11 protein-coding genes and 1 pseudogene are annotated in these 14,300 nt (G+C 63.1%); 3 read left to right on the forward strand and 9 right to left on the reverse strand.

Annotation, left to right across the window (positions count from 1 at the left end; all coding sequences use genetic code 11):
* Window positions 1–20: 20 nt before the first annotated feature.
* Together MMB74_RS04345 and MMB74_RS04350 are read right to left on the reverse strand one after the other, a co-directional pair.
* Window positions 21–170 (reverse strand): annotated as a pseudogene (locus tag MMB74_RS04345) (IS3 family transposase); the annotation flags it as partial.
* 52 nt (window positions 171–222) lie between these two features.
* A complete protein-coding gene (locus tag MMB74_RS04350) occupies window positions 223–537 on the reverse strand; it encodes a hypothetical protein (RefSeq protein WP_277427742.1) in 315 nt (104 codons plus the stop codon).
* 384 nt (window positions 538–921) lie between these two features.
* On the opposite strand from MMB74_RS04350, the gene MMB74_RS04355 reads away from it, so the two are divergent.
* Entirely contained in the window at window positions 922–2,475 is a 1,554-nt protein-coding gene (locus tag MMB74_RS04355; RefSeq protein ID WP_277427373.1) for a peptidoglycan-binding domain-containing protein, read from the forward strand.
* Window positions 2,476–2,905: 430 nt separating this feature from the next.
* Here MMB74_RS04355 and MMB74_RS04360 read toward each other — a convergent pair whose 3' ends face one another.
* Entirely contained in the window at window positions 2,906–3,439 is a 534-nt protein-coding gene (locus tag MMB74_RS04360) for a single-stranded DNA-binding protein (RefSeq protein WP_277427374.1), read from the reverse strand.
* A gap of 74 nt (window positions 3,440–3,513) precedes the next feature.
* Window positions 3,514–4,668 carry an MFS transporter gene (locus tag MMB74_RS04365; protein ID WP_277427720.1) on the reverse strand — a complete coding sequence of 385 codons (1,155 nt, stop codon included), beginning with the start codon at window positions 4,666–4,668 and terminating at the stop codon, window positions 3,514–3,516.
* 308 nt (window positions 4,669–4,976) lie between these two features.
* Here MMB74_RS04365 and uvrA point away from each other — a divergent pair, with 308 nt between their 5' ends.
* Window positions 4,977–7,838, forward strand: coding sequence for an excinuclease ABC subunit UvrA (gene uvrA / locus MMB74_RS04370; RefSeq protein ID WP_277427375.1), 2,862 nt, complete (start codon window positions 4,977–4,979; stop codon window positions 7,836–7,838).
* Between the two features lie 63 nt (window positions 7,839–7,901).
* Window positions 7,902–8,987, forward strand: a complete 1,086-nt coding sequence (locus MMB74_RS04375) for a hypothetical protein (protein ID WP_277427376.1) — start codon at window positions 7,902–7,904, stop codon at window positions 8,985–8,987.
* Window positions 8,988–9,092: 105 nt separating this feature from the next.
* On the opposite strand, the gene purU is transcribed toward MMB74_RS04375, so the two are convergent.
* The 5 genes from purU to MMB74_RS04400 all read right to left on the reverse strand — a co-directional run bounded on the left by purU (window position 9,093) and on the right by MMB74_RS04400 (window position 14,276).
* Complete coding sequence (purU, locus tag MMB74_RS04380) at window positions 9,093–9,962, reverse strand: formyltetrahydrofolate deformylase (protein ID WP_277427377.1); 870 nt, start codon at window positions 9,960–9,962, stop codon at window positions 9,093–9,095.
* 56 nt (window positions 9,963–10,018) lie between these two features.
* Window positions 10,019–10,873, reverse strand: coding sequence for an NUDIX hydrolase family protein (locus tag MMB74_RS04385; RefSeq protein WP_277427378.1), 855 nt, complete (start codon window positions 10,871–10,873; stop codon window positions 10,019–10,021).
* 44 nt (window positions 10,874–10,917) lie between these two features.
* Entirely contained in the window at window positions 10,918–11,532 is a 615-nt protein-coding gene (locus MMB74_RS04390; RefSeq protein ID WP_277427379.1) for a LysE family translocator, read from the reverse strand.
* A gap of 83 nt (window positions 11,533–11,615) precedes the next feature.
* On the reverse strand, window positions 11,616–12,182 hold the full coding sequence (locus MMB74_RS04395; protein ID WP_277427380.1) for an adenine phosphoribosyltransferase: 567 nt from the start codon (window positions 12,180–12,182) through the stop codon (window positions 11,616–11,618).
* Window positions 12,183–12,272: 90 nt separating this feature from the next.
* Window positions 12,273–14,276 (reverse strand): monovalent cation:proton antiporter family protein, encoded by a 2,004-nt coding sequence (locus tag MMB74_RS04400; protein ID WP_277427381.1) that lies wholly within the window; start codon window positions 14,274–14,276, stop codon window positions 12,273–12,275.
* Window positions 14,277–14,300 lie beyond the last annotated feature (24 nt).

Consider the following 14,300-nt stretch of genomic DNA (forward strand, 5'->3'; position numbering starts at 1 on the left):
AATCGTCGGGGCGGGTTCGTTCAAGTTGAGGCCGGCACGGCAGCTGCATCGCAGAGTCGCCGGTAATCGTTTGTTTCAGCTTCAACGGGTGGGATATAGCCGAGCGGTTCCAAGAGCAGATGGCGGTGAACCCAGGCGACCCATTCGAGCGTTGCCGACTCCCTGGATTGAACGAAATCTAAAATGCAACTTGGCCGACACGGCAAAACGCTACTGCAAAACCTACGCAAGCTCTTCGGTGGCAACCACGTAGACGCGAGCGACATACGGCCGACCAGCGAGTCGAGCGAGAAGTACACGGCAACGGCCTACGTCGCCTGGCAATTCGAGCACGACCTGACGACGTCGACGTTGAAAGGCAACGCCTCGGTTGCAAATGGCCATTTTGGCTATCGGGCCGCCGACTATCAAAACCATCTTCAACGGCTGTGTCAGCAGGCGGTGCACAGTCGAGACATTCGCGGCGCCTTCATGCAGCGTATCGATGCTGCTGGGGCCGGGGCGCTCGAATTGTCTTCGGCAGTCCAGCCGGTACATGATTTCGGCTCGTACTCACTGTTCCGTCAGTGCGGAGCCTGCACCGGAAGCGGGAGAATCGCGTGCGGCGCTTGCATCGGCAGAGGCAAAAGAAGTTGCGGCGGATGCGGTGGCGCCGGTTGGCACAACGAGACGATCACGCACACGCGCTGGAACGGTCACCGCCACGAAAGCTACTCGCAGGTAGTTCAGCGTACGTGTTCTTCGTGCGGCGGTGGCGGACGCGTCGTTTGCACGAGCTGCGGCGGCTCAGGTAAGCAAACGTGCAATGCATGCGCTGGACACGGCTTCTTCACGGATGTCTGCCACGTGAGGGCAATCGCCCGACCGACATGGCACGTACCAAAACATACTGGCCTGGCTGCGGACGCGTTGGTGCGTGCAATGGAGTCGAGGGGACCGCGCACGGTACGCGAACTGGTGCCGCTCGACCTTGCCGGCAGCGAATACAGCGAAAGCGACCACTGGGTCGTGCGCTACACGGGCACGGCAGACGTCGTCGAACTAGGCATCGCCGTCGCTAGAGTCGACTACACGGTTGCCGCTGCGGGCACACATGTCATTCCGATCAAAACGCCGCCGGTGTTCGATCAGCTGTTGGCGCGCGAACTCGAGGACATCGCATCGCTAGCAAGCGGGGCCAAACGCGGTCGTACGGGCATTCGTCGGCAGGCCAAACGCCTCTTCGCAGTGTTTCGCGGGGTCCCCATACTCGACAACGCGTTGCAAAGCGTCGCGAAGCTAGGAAAGGATGCCCGCTCGAATCCTGCGCCTGCGGTAATTCGAGTCGCTGAGGGATTTATCTCGAGAGAGGCAGCGAGCGCAATTGCTACTGCGTTCCTGCATACTTTGGACAAGGTATCGCCGGCCAATTCACGTGCTGCCTGGGCATTGGTGGCACTCGTCCCGTCCATCGCAAGCTTTGTCTACGCGGCGAACGCCTTCACGGCGTTCTCGCCGGCCAATCCGCTGCATGCGGTCTTACCGCTATGTGTCGCCGTGGCGGGCGCGGCTGTGGCGATGCTCGTCGTGTCGCCGGCAGGCTGGATATTGAGCGCTGCGGTCAGTTCTCTCTTCAGGCTCAAGGTACCGCCCGAGTACCGGCAGCGCGGTCGCAACTGGGCGCCTTTCAAGGGCGCTTGCCTTTTCGCCATGTCGGCATCGTTCGTCGGCGCCCTCTACGGAGCGGCGGCAGCCATGCAATGGGTGCCGAATATCCGGACCGTGACGACACCCGTTCTTGATTACGCGATTGCACATACGTCGCCGGGGAGCGGCGCGCACCGATTGTTCGCCGGGTTGGCCAACTCGACGCCGGCAACAGCGTCGGCCAGCACTGAACAGCCAGCCGACACTCGCCGCGCAGTACAACGTTTCCTGATCGCTCATGGCTATCTTCATGGGCAAGCCGACGGCAATTTCGGCCTGCTCACGACTGCGGCGATTGCCCGCTATGAGCGGCAGGAAACGCTCGATCCCTCGACTCCGCTTCCGCAGTTGCTAGCACACATGCGGACGGCCACTCACCCCGCCCCTACCCCTCGCGGCGCCAAGCCAATCGTGCAACCGCCCGCGGAAAATCCGAGCCGAATGCCGATACAGCCTGAAGCGGTGGCACGGTCAACGAGTCCCTCGCTGCGCAACCGAGTGGTAGCAGCGAATACGGTAGATAGTGCCCCTGTCGTTGCTTGCAAAGACGACGGAACGTTCTTCGGCAAGAAGGTATGCCAGAACCCCGCGTTGGCCGAAAGCTACCGACGCGAGCTCATGGAATACGAGGCGGCGCAACGGCGGCTGGGCGGCGTCGACAACGGAATTCGGATCGAGCAGGAACGTTGGCTGGAGTCGGTTGTTCATGATTGCGTGAACACGCAATGCCTGACTTCCGCCTTCGATAAGCGGGCGGCGGACTTGAGCGCGCGATATCGCGGCGGCTAGGGGACAGGCGCGGCTTTTTCGGCAAGCGGCCTCGTGCCAATGTACACGCTCAACGACAGATCGATTGACGCCTAGGCATAAGGACCGGCTACGACGTATCTGCAGCCCTTCCGGCGCGTCACGATATCCAATAGGCTTGTTTCTACGCGGATCACCACGGCGATGCGCTCGCGAACGAGATGGATACTGGCCAACATTGCTTCCCGTATCGTAGCAGTTTGAGCAACATTTGTTGTGCGATCAACAACGCGCGTGAGCGTCTCGCCGGGAGTCAAAGGCATGAATGAGACGATATAGCGCTGACGGCAAAGCAAGTCAGCCACTCGGCGAACCGCGGACCAAAAGAAAAAGGCCGGAAAAGCCGCACGCAATCCTTTGATCGCGCTTGGTTTTTCCGGCCCGGGTTCAGCAGCCGATGGACGGCTTCCGCTTAGAACGGAATATCGTCATCCATATCATCGAGCCCGCCGCCCGCTGCGGGCTGGCTCGGCCGGCTAGCACCACCGCCGCCACCGCCACTCCCCCCGCTACGACCACCGCCGCCCATCGCGCGACCACCGCCACGCTGCTCGGCCGGCTCGCGGCTATAGCCGCCATCGTCCCCACCGCCCATGCCGCCGCCAGCACCGCCGCGGCCGCCAAGCATTTGCATTTGATCGGCGACGATCTCGGTCGAATACCGATCCTGCCCATCCTGCCCTTGCCACTTGCGCGTACGCAACCGGCCTTCGATATACACGGCCGAACCCTTCTTCAAATACTCGCCGACGATCTCGGCAAGGCGCCCGAAGAATGCAACGCGGTGCCACTCCGTCGCTTCCTTCATTTCGCCCGATGCCTTGTCCTTGTAGCGATCCGTCGTAGCCAGCCGGATATTGGCGATGGCGTCCCCGCTCGGCAGGTAACGAATTTCAGGATCGGCCCCGAGGTTGCCGACGAGGATGACCTTATTTACGGATGCCATGAGTCTCTCCAGTTAATCCATTGCGCGACGGCGCCCGCTGCCCGAGCGCCAAGCACGCGACGCGTAGAGCCGCGTCAAATCTTACGCACAGGCTTCATATTGGCGGCGATTATAAGCCAGCCCAGCACGAGGCCCGAGCATGCATAGAACACGGCGTCTTGACCGACCGACTTCATCAGCCAGCCGCCCACGACGCCACCCAACGCAAGGCCGATCGACTGCGTCGTGTTGTACACACCCGCTGCCGCGCCCTTGCGCGTGCCGGGCGCAAGCTTCGACACGAGCGAAGGCTGCGACGCCTCGAGAATATTGAAACCCAGGAAGTACACGAACAGAATCGCAGCCACGGACAAGATCGTATGCGGCGCCGTGCCGAGCAGCAATTGGCCGATCAGGATAAGCGTGATGGCGCCGCAGAGCACGGGCTTCATCTTGCCCCGTTTCTCGGCCGCGATAATGGCCGGCACCATCATGACGAACGAAAGGCCCATGACCGGCAAGTACACTTCCCAGTGCGAGGCGACAGGCAGGCCACCCGCCACGAGAATGCGCGGCACCACCAGAAACAGCGCCGTTTGGGTGGCGTGCAACACGAGCACGCCGAAATTCAACCGCAGCAGCTCGACGTTGCGCAGCACCTCCGCGAACGGCGCACGCACGTGCACGGGCTTGGGCGCGTCGGGCACGACCCACAGCACCACGCCGATGGCGAGCAGCGACAACCCGCCCACGAGCGCGAACAAGCCGTTCATCCCAACCCACTGATAGACGATCGGCGCGCCGACGATCGCCACGGCAAACGAGATGCCGATGCTGCCGCCCACCATCGCCATCGCCTTCGTGCGGTGCTCCTCGGCCGTCAGATCGGCGATGAACGCGATCACGGCGGAAGATACCGCCCCCATGCCCTGAATCACGCGGCCCACGATGATCCACGTCATATCGTGAGCCATCGCCGCGACGAAGCTGCCGAGCGCGAAGATCAACAAGCCGGTGGCGATGACGGGCTTGCGCCCGAGCTTGTCGGACGCCCAGCCGTAAAAGATGTACAAGAGCGACTGCGTCACGCCGTACGCGCCGAGCGCGATGCCCACGAGCAGGACGTTTTCGCCGCCGGGGATCGTCTTCGCGTACACCGAGAAGACGGGCATGATCATGAACAGGCCCAGCATGCGCAGCGCAAAAATGCCGGCAAGCGAAACCGTGGCGCGCAACTCGGGCGCGCTCATACGCGAGGATGTAACGGACGGATTCGACATCGGAAGCGAGCGTGGAAGAAACCGGGGCGACGCCTTTAGGCCACAGCCAGCCCCCAAGTGAATCCCGTTCGGGCCGCCCCCGCAAGAGGACTTCCCCCTAAGGGCCGGCTTTCGGTGCGCCTTTGGGCGCCGGGCCGCCTCGAGCGCGGCAACCCGCCGGGGGCTGCAAATATAGCGAGCGTGGGCTCATGCGCTCCCGCCCGCTGTAAGGACGCTGTAACGGCGGTCTGGAAAAGTCGTTATAGTAGCAGGTTTGGCCCCCTCCCTTCCCCAGGTTCATGGAACAGATTCGTATCCGTGGGGCGCGCACCCACAACCTGAAGAACGTCAATCTCGATCTGCCCCGCCACCAGCTCATCGTGATCACCGGCTTGTCCGGTTCGGGCAAGTCGTCGCTGGCGTTCGACACCCTCTATGCAGAGGGTCAGCGTCGTTACGTGGAGAGCCTTTCGGCCTACGCGCGCCAGTTCCTGCAACTGATGGAGAAGCCCGATGTCGACCTGATCGAGGGCCTGTCGCCCGCCATCTCGATCGAGCAAAAGGCGACGTCGCACAATCCGCGCTCGACGGTCGGCACAGTCACCGAAATTCACGACTATTTGCGTTTGCTCTATGCGCGCGTCGGCACGCCGTACTGCCCCGAGCACGAGATCGCGCTTGAGGCGCAAAGCGTCTCGCAAATGGTCGACGCCGCCCTCGCCCTGCCCGAGGAAACGAAGCTCATGATCCTCGCCCCCGTGGTGGCGAACCGCAAGGGCGAGCACGCGGAGCTATTCGAGCAAATGCAGGCGCAAGGCTTCATCCGGTTCCGGATTCGCTCGGGAGGCGGCACGGCCAACGAAGGCTCGGCGCACATCTACGACGTCGATTCCCTGCCCAAGCTCAAAAAGAACGACAAGCATTCGATCGATGTCGTCGTCGATCGGCTGAAGGTACGTCCCGATATGAAGCAGCGCTTGGCCGAATCGTTCGAAACGGCCTTGCGCCTGGCCGACGGCCGCGCGATCGCGCTCGAAATGGATACGGATAAAGAGCACCTATTCAGCTCGAAATTCGCCTGCCCGATCTGCTCGTACTCGCTGCCCGAACTCGAGCCGCGCCTGTTCTCGTTCAATAATCCGATGGGCGCATGCCCGGATTGCGACGGACTAGGCCAAATCACGTTCTTCGATCCGAAGCGCGTCGTCGCGCATCCGTCGCTGTCGCTCGCGGCCGGCGCGGTCAAAGGCTGGGACCGCCGCAATCAGTTCTACTTCCAGATGCTGCAAAGCCTCGCGGCGTTCTACGAATTCGAGATCGATACACCCTTCGAGGATTTGCCGGAGAAAATCCGCAAGCTGATCCTGTTCGGCTCGGGCAAGGAGCAAATCCCGTTCTCGTATATCAACGAGCGCGGGCGCGCGACCGTGCGCGAGCATGTGTTCGAAGGCATCATTCCGAATCTCGAGCGCCGCTATCGCGAAACGGATTCGGCTGCCGTGCGCGAAGAGCTCGCGAAGTATCAGAACAATCAAGCCTGCCCCTCTTGCAACGGCACTCGCCTGCGCCGCGAGGCGCGCTTCGTGCGGCTCGGGATGGACGGCGACGCGCGCGCGATCTACGAAGTGAGCGGCTGGCCGTTGCGCGACGCGCTCGGCTACTTCCAAACGCTCAAGCTCGAAGGCGCCAAGCGCGAGATCGGCGAGAAAGTCGTCAAGGAAATCGTCGCGCGCCTGATGTTCCTCAACAACGTCGGGCTCGATTACCTTTCGCTCGAGCGCAGCGCCGATACGCTCTCGGGCGGCGAGGCGCAGCGCATTCGCCTCGCCTCCCAAATCGGCTCGGGTTTGACGGGCGTCATGTACGTGCTCGACGAACCCTCGATCGGCCTGCATCAGCGCGACAACGACCGTCTGATCGCAACGCTCAAGCATCTGCGCGATCTGGGCAATTCGGTCATCGTCGTCGAACACGACGAGGACATGATCCGTATGGCCGATTATGTCGTCGACATGGGTCCGGGCGCGGGGGAGCACGGCGGCATGATCATCGCCGAAGGCACGCCGGGCGAAGTGCAGGAAGATCCGGCTTCGCTGACGGGCCAATACCTCGCGGGCGAGCGCCGCATCGAGTTTCCCGATGAGCGCAAAGAGCCCGACGAGCGGCGTCTGCGCATCGTCGAGGCGTACGGCAACAACTTGAAGCGCGTCACGCTCGACCTGCCGGTGGGGCTCTTGACCTGCGTCACGGGCGTCTCGGGCTCGGGCAAGTCCACGCTGATCAACGACACGCTGTATCACGCGGTCGCCCAGCATTTGTACGGCTCGTCGACCGAACCGGCTCCCTACGAGCAAATCGAGGGGTTGGAGCACTTCGACAAGGTCATCAACGTCGATCAATCGCCGATCGGCCGCACGCCGCGCTCGAATCCTGCCACGTACACGGGGCTGTTCACGCCGATCCGGGAGCTGTTCGCGGGCGTGCCCGCCGCGAAGGAACGCGGCTACGACCCGGGCCGGTTCTCGTTCAACGTCAAAGGCGGCCGCTGCGAGGCTTGCCAGGGCGACGGCGTGCTGAAGGTGGAAATGCACTTTCTGCCCGACGTCTACGTTCCCTGCGACGTCTGTCACGGCAAGCGCTACAACCGCGAAACGCTCGACGTTCAGTACAAAGGCAAGAACATCAGCGAAGTGCTCGATATGACGGTCGAGCATGCACACGAGTTCTTCGGCGCCGTGCCCGTGATCGCCCGCAAGCTCAAGACCCTGCTCGATGTGGGCCTGGGCTATATCCGGCTCGGCCAATCGGCGACGACGCTCTCGGGCGGCGAGGCGCAGCGCGTCAAGCTGTCGCTCGAGCTGTCCAAGCGCGACACGGGCCGCACGCTATACATTCTCGACGAGCCCACCACGGGGCTGCACTTCCACGACATCGCATTGCTACTGGAAGTCATCCACCGGTTGCGAGATCATGGCAATACCGTGGTCATCATCGAGCATAATCTCGATGTGATCAAAACTGCCGACTGGGTCATCGATCTCGGTCCGGAAGGCGGTGCGGGCGGCGGGCAAATCATCGCTCAAGGCCGGCCGGAGCAGATTGCAAAATCAAAGGCGAGCTTTACGGGACGGTATCTCGCGCCGCTGCTCGATCGCCGGTAAACGCGGCGCTCGTTCGCGGTTGCGCGTCACGCCGCCCGACATCGGTTGGAGACCAGACATATCATGGCTAAGCGCAACGAGGCTCCCGAAGACACCCGCATTCGGGAGGTCGTCGGACGTCCCGTGCGGCTCAGCAGCGACATGAGCTTGCCGACGCTGTCGGCAGTGGAGATCGGCAGCTATCTACTCGCCTTCGTCGGCATGTGGGCCGTTCTGCACTTCAAGCTACTCGGCGCGCTGCTCGCCGGCATGCTCGTCTATCAGCTCGTCCACACGATCGCGCCCGGCATCGCGCGCCACATGTCCAACCAACGCGCGCGCTGGGTCGCGGTCGTGGTCATCGCGACCGTCGTCGTCGGAGGATTGGCGGGCCTCTCGATCGGCATCGTCGAGCACTTCGAGCACGCGGTGCCGAACATTCAAAACTTGCTCGACCAGGTCATGCAAATCGTCGATCAAGCGCGCTCGCGCTCGCCCGATTGGCTCTCCGCCATGCTGCCGGGCGATGTCTCGCAGATGAAAGAAAAGGCCGGGATGCTCGTGCATACGCACATGGAGCAACTACAACAAGGCGGCAAGAACGTTGCGCGGGGCTTCGGCCATGTCCTGTTCGGGATGATCATCGGCGCGATGATCGCCATCACGAGCGAGCGTCATATTCAGCGGCTGCCGCTGTCCAGGGCGCTCGCCGCGCGCGCCTCGCGCTTTGCGGATGCATTTCGGCGGATCGTGTTCGCGCAGGTCAAGATATCGACGATCAACGCGGTGTTCACGGCGCTTTACTTGCTGATCGCGTTACCGGTTTTTCATGAGCGGCTGCCGCTCTCGAAGACGCTCGTGCTCGTCACGTTCATCGCAGGGCTGCTGCCGGTGATCGGCAATCTGATCTCGAACACGCTGATCGTCGCGGTCTCGCTCGCGGTCAGCCTGCCAACGGCCATTTCCTCGCTCGTCTTTCTCGTGCTGATCCACAAGTTCGAATATTTCCTGAATGCGCGGATCGTCGGCGGACAAATCGAGGCGCGCGCTTGGGAACTGCTGCTGGCCATGCTCGTCATGGAAGCGGCGGCGGGCGTGCCGGGGCTCATCGCGGCGCCGATCTTCTACGCTTACATCAAACGCGAACTCGTTTATCTGCGGCTCGTTTAAGGTTGGCGCGCTCTCAAGGTCCCGCCAATACCTGCGTCTCGAACGATCGATGGGTCGTCCAAGACGCACGGCACGTTCATCCGCCGTTGCCGATCGCTCGCGCGCTCAACGAAACACGACCGTTTTCGTCCCATTCAACACGATCCGATGCTCGACGTGCCACTTCACCGCGCGCGCTAGTGTCACGCACTCGACGTCGCGGCCGATCGCGGTCAGTTGGTCGGGCGTCATGCTGTGATCGACGCGCTCCACTTCCTGCTCGATGATCGGACCTTCGTCCAGGTCGGTCGTGACGTAATGGGCGGTCGCGCCGATCAACTTCACGCCCCGATCGAACGCCTGGTAGTACGGCTTCGCACCCTTGAAGCTCGGCAAGAACGAGTGATGGATATTGATCGCCCGGCCCGACAAGTGCTCGCACAAGTTCGGCGACAAGATCTGCATATAGCGCGCGAGCACGACCAGATCCGCCGCGTGTTGATCGATCACTTCGAGCACGCGCGCCTCTTGCGCGGCTTTGGCAGCGCCAGTCGAATCCACCAGCGGGAAGTGATGAAACGGAATGTCGTAACTCGCCGCGAGCTGATAGAAATCTTTGTGATTCGAAATGATCGCGGCAATCTCGATCGGCAGTTGACCCGTGCGATAGCGGAACAGCAAGTCGTTCAAGCAATGGCCGATCTTCGAGACCATGATGACGACCTTCGGCTTGAGCGCCGCGTCGTGGATCTCCGATCGCATCGAAAACTCCGCGGCCAGCGGCGCGAACGCCTCGCGCAGCGCATCGAGCCCCGGGTCGCCGCCCACTTGTTGAAAGTGCACGCGCATGAAAAATTCGCCCGTGCGGCTATCTCCGAATTGCGCCGAGTCGAGAATATTGGCGCCGCGCTCGAACAAGAAACCCGATACCGCGTGGACGATGCCCGGCCGATCGGGGCACGATAGTTTCAAGATGAAGCTGTGTTGGGTCGACATGACCGAGTTGACTCCTGTGTTTGATCCCTGCCGCGGCGCTTGCGTATCGAGCGCATTCAGCGCGTGACGAGCGGTGCGGCGAAAAGCGTATCGATGCCCGCGCAGGCGTCCTCATCGATCCAACCGTGGCGCAGCATGCAGTCGAGCGTCGCAAGGCTCGCATCGACGGTCATCTCGCCGTCCTCGATCCAACGCGCGACTTCTTCAACGCGAGCGAGCCGGTGTTCGCCCACTTCGCCATCCTGGTTGCGCGGGGCGAAATCCTCGGGCAACGGCAGATCGTAGATGAAGATCTGCTCGGCCTGCGTGCCTTCGGGCAGCGACTGCAGCACGTGCACGGTGCGTCCGGGTTCGGCCTGGCCGGCCAAGGCCGCTTCGATGCCCGCCTCCTCCCAACATTCCTTGACGATCGTCTCTTCGATCGACAAGCCCCACGCAATGCCGCCCGCGACCACGTTGTCGAGCATGCCCGGGTCGGTCGCCTTGGTCTGGCTGCGGCGCGCGATCCAGAGCTGCGGGGCGCGACCCGCGTATTTTACGATGCCGTTCAAATGCACCGCGTAGGTCGTCGCGCCGAAGAAGCGTGCGGCCGCCCGCTCGATATAAGCGAGCGGCGCGGCGTCGAAGGTGTTGCGAATCGCGTAAGTCTCGTCGCGCCAACCGACGATGCGCCCCTGCCCCGCGAGCGCACCGATGACAGCGGCCAGCGCCGCGGACCGGGTATCGGCGTTCGCATCGAAACGAGCGGCCAACGTCACCGCCGCAGCATCGATCTCGAAAACGTCGGGCCAACGCGCAAGCAGCGCGACGTCGTGCTCGCGAATCCACCCGACTTGCTCGGAAGCCATGAAAAACCGACGGTGCGCCTGCGCCTCGAAGCGGCGCGCATGGGCGATGCAGGGCAAGCTCATTGAAACTCCTTAACGGTACGGCTGGCGAGAGGATCGATCTTGCCTCAATCGCGCAAGGCCACGCGCAACCCAAGCGCGATGAATGTCGCGCCCGCGAGCCGGTCGAGCCAGACACCGGCGCGCGGGCGACGCTTGAGCCACGCGCCAAGCGCGCCGGCGAACAGACCGAACGCGGAAAAGATCGCCAGCGCCTGCAGCATGAAAACGAGGCCAAGTTCGATCATCTGGACGGCGACGCGCTGTGTGCCTCCCGGATTGACGAACTGCGGCAGAAACACGACGAAGAACAGCGTCACCTTCGGGTTCATCATGTTGCCGACGACGCTTTGGCGAAACACGGTGAGAAGCGGCACGGGAGCGCGCTCGTGAGCGCTCGCCAAGCCGCGGCTCGTCAGCGCCTTCACGCCGACCCAAATCAGATAGAGGCCGCCCGCAATCTTGACGATCTCGAACGCGAGCGGCGACGAGCGCAAGAGCGCCGCAATGCCGAACGCGGCGAGCGTCGTATGGAAGATCAGCCCGGCGGCGAAGCCGAACGCCGCCACGAGGCCCGCGGCGCGGCCCTGCGAGATCCCGCGCGCGAGCACTTGCAAATTGTCCGGCCCAGGCGCGGCCGTGATTGCCACGGACGCGGCGAGAAACAACGGTAGGTTCGGCATGTTGGATTTGGTCTATCGAATTCGATGGAGCGAGTGGCGCGCGTCGGGCACGGGTACGCTGGCGTAGCGATGCGACCTGCCCGTCAGTGCCCCGGAAAATCCGTCACCGTATAGAGCGGCAAGCCGCTGTCGCGCAGCAGCTTGGAGCCGCCCAAATCGGGCAGATCGACAATGGCAGCGCCCTCGACGACAACCGCACCGAGCCGCTCCAGCAGTTTCTTGCCTGCCATCATCGTGCCGCCCGTGGCGATCAGATCGTCGACGATCACGACACGGCTGCCCCGCTCGCAGGCATCCTCGTGGATCTCCACGGTGGCCGTCCCGTATTCGAGCGCATACGACTCGGATACCGTCTTATAGGGCAATTTGCCGATCTTCCGAATCGGAATGAAACCGAGGTTCAATTCGTAGGCGACGATCGGCGCGATGATGAAGCCGCGCGCATCGAGACCCGCGACGTAGTCGAGCTTCGCTTCGACATAGCGCTCGATGAACAGATCGATGAGCACCCGCAGCGTTTTCGGACGCTGCAACAGCGGCGTGATATCGCGAAACTGCACGCCGGGCAGCGGCCAGTCGGGAATCGTGCGAATTTGGCTCTTGATGAACGCGGCGGCGTCGTGGGGCGCATCGGCGGGCGCATTGGACATGAAATTCTCCGCAGGGATTCGGCCGTCCTCGTAAAGGGACAGCCGCTATCGATTGATGAAATGGGTGAGGTAGCAGGCAGCGCGCCTCGGTCAAACGGTGGACACGCCGGCGCGGCGATTGCGCAGCAAGCGCTCCTCGGCCAACGCCAGCGCCTCGGGCAACCCGCGCAGCACGACGATGTCGGCTTCGCGCAGCTTCGTCTCCGGGCCCGGCTCGACGCCGCGAATACCGTGCCGCCGGATCGCCGTGACCTCCACGCCCATCGAAGCGAACCCGAGTTCCTCGAGCGTGCGTCCGACGGCGTCGGCATGGCCGTCGACCGCTACGGATTGTAGCCGCACCGCGTCATGGCCGTCGTCGTCGCCCGGATCGTCGGCTCCGCGAAAGTAGCCGCGCAGCAAGCTGTAGCGGGCGTCGCGCAGCTCCTCGGCACGCCGCACCACGCGTCGCATCGGCACCCCCATCAGCACGAGCGTGTGCGATGCGAGCATGAGACTGCCTTCGACGATCTCGGGAATGACCTCGGTCGCGCCCGCTGCGAGCAGTTTCTCGAGATCGGCATCGTCGACCGTGCGCACGATGACAGGCAGCGCCGGCTCGAGCTCATGCACATGGTGCAGCACGCGCAGGGCCGAAGGCGTATTCGCATACGTGATGGCCACGGCCGCGGCCCGGTGGATGCCCGCAGAAACGAGCGACTCGCGCCGCGCCGCATCGCCGAACACGACCGATTCGCCCGCCGCCGCGGCCGCCGTCACGCGATCCGGATCCAGATCGAGCGCGACGTAGGGCAATCCTTCGTGCTCGAGCATGCGCGCGAGGTTCTGCCCTGCGCGACCGTAGCCGCAAATGATCACGTGGGCATTTTGCCGCAGGCTTTGCGTGGCGATGCGCGTCATGAGCAGCGATTGCTGCATCCATTCCGTCGAAGAGAGCCGCAGAACGATGCGGTCGGCGTTTTGAATCAAGAATGGCGCGGCCAGCATCGAGAGCAGCATCGCGGCCAGAATCGCCTGCAGCAGCGTGGCATCGACGAGACGCTTGTCCAGAATCAGGTTCAGCAGCACGAAACCGAACTCACCCGCTTGCGCGAGACCCAAGCCCGTGCGCATCGCCACACCGGGCGTCGCCCCGAAAACCCGCGCGAGCCCCGTGATCATGACGATCTTCAGCAACATGGGGCCGATCAAGAACGCGAGCACGAGCAGCGGATGCGCGATCAGCACGCGCGGATCGAGCAACATGCCCGTCGTGACGAAGAAAAGCCCGAGCAATACGTCCCGAAACGGCTTGATGTCCTCTTCCACTTGGTGGCGGTAGGGCGTTTCCGCGATCAACATGCCCGCGATGAATGCCCCGAGCGCGAGCGATAGCCCGAACTTGTCCGTGATGAACGCGGCCCCGAGCGTGACGAGCAAGAGGTTCAGCACGAACAACTCTTGCGAGCGCCGCCGCGCCACGACGTTGAACCAGCGCGTCATGAACCGTTGGCCGACGTAGAGCAGCAGCGAGAGCGCGACCACGATCTTGAGGGCGGCGATGCCGAGCGTTCGCGCCAAATCGTGCGAATCGCCGCCTAGCGCGGCGATGACGATCAAAAGCGGCACCACGGCCAAGTCTTGGAATAGCAGCACGCCGAAGATATTGCGCCCGTGCTCCGTCTCGATTTCGAGGCGCTCGGCGAGCATTTTGCTGACGATGGCCGTCGACGACATCGCCAGCGCGCCGCCGAGCGCGATGGCGCCTTGCCACGTCACATGCATCCAGCGCTCGAGCAACAAGCCCACCAACACCGAAACGCCCACGGTGCCGATCACCTGCAGCAGGCCGAGCCCGAACACGAGGCTGCGCATCGCCCGCAGCTTGGCGAGCGAGAACTCGAGCCCGATCGAGAACATGAGGAAGACGACGCCGAACTCGGCGAGATTCTGCGCGCGCTCCGAATCGGGCGCGAGACCGAGCGCATGTGGCCCGACGACGATGCCCACCGTCAGATACCCGAGCATCGGCGGCAAATTCAACGAGCGGAACAATACGACGCCCACTACCGATGCAAGCAGCAGGAAGAGCGTCATCTCGAGCGGAGAAATCAAGTGCGAAGCGTCCTCGGTCGACAG

The sequence above is a fragment of the Trinickia sp. Y13 genome (assembly GCF_029522115.1).
Lineage (GTDB): Bacteria > Pseudomonadota > Gammaproteobacteria > Burkholderiales > Burkholderiaceae > Trinickia.